This window comes from Acinetobacter sp. AS5 (genome assembly GCF_048957595.1).
Classification (GTDB): domain Bacteria; phylum Pseudomonadota; class Gammaproteobacteria; order Pseudomonadales; family Moraxellaceae; genus Acinetobacter.
This window is the reverse complement of sequence record NZ_JARDAL010000154.1, coordinates 1-788: the sequence shown is the minus strand read 5'-3', so window position 1 is coordinate 788 and position 788 is coordinate 1. Positions and strand designations below refer to the sequence as shown.

The following is a 788-nucleotide window of genomic DNA, read 5'->3' as shown; positions in this document are numbered from 1 at the left end:
GGTGGTGTTTCAAAAAGTATGCTGGCATTAAACGAATCCATTATTGATATAAAAGAACACTAAATCAAAGGCTTTGAAATGATTTTCAAGCTTTTTGGAGAAGTTGCAGCTTCTCCTAAAGCCTCGCCTGATTCGATGCCGTAATCGACAATTATTGCCTTCTATACCCACAGTGAAAAATTTACCAATCAACTGTTTGCATTCTTTAAAGGTCGTAACAAAGCTATCCCAATGGTCACTTGATATACATGTATAGCTTACACCTAACTGCTTCAATTTTAATTTAAGTCGTTTTGCAGTGGCTAAATCTCGGTTACCCCATACATAAGCAACAATTTCACCTGTTTCTCGATGATAGGCATAAATTAGCCATTGTTTATTTTGCTTATGACCAACAAAAGTCCAAAACTCATCTACTTCAAGGGTTTCATAATGACTTTGCTGTGCTCGAAGTTGATATTTTGATTGGCTAAGTGTCCGTAGAACTTTACCGATACTTACTCTTTCAATTTCTGCTATATCCCTGACACCACTGCCTCGCACCATGAGGTGTAATATTTTGGTTTTGATACCTGAGTGACAGCCTTGATAACTGAGAGCATGATCACCAATAAATTGACGTCTGCATATTTTACATTGGTAATTTTGCTTACCATCTACTTTTGTGCCATTTTTCTTTATACTGTCACTTAGGCAGGCTGGACACTTGATTTCTAGAGTTATTCGCATTTCTCTATTTTATCAAAATCCAACCTGCTTTTTTTCAGCATACTTTTTGAAACACCACC

1 protein-coding gene is annotated in these 788 nt (G+C 36.7%); it reads right to left on the bottom strand.

Annotation, left to right across the window (positions count from 1 at the left end; all coding sequences use genetic code 11):
• Nucleotides 1–27 precede the first annotated feature (27 nt).
• The gene (locus tag PV763_RS17710) at nucleotides 28–729 is read right to left on the bottom strand and encodes an IS1 family transposase (protein ID WP_004282341.1); all 702 of its coding nucleotides are present in this window, start codon (nucleotides 727–729) and stop codon (nucleotides 28–30) included.
• Nucleotides 730–788: the final 59 nt, after the last annotated feature.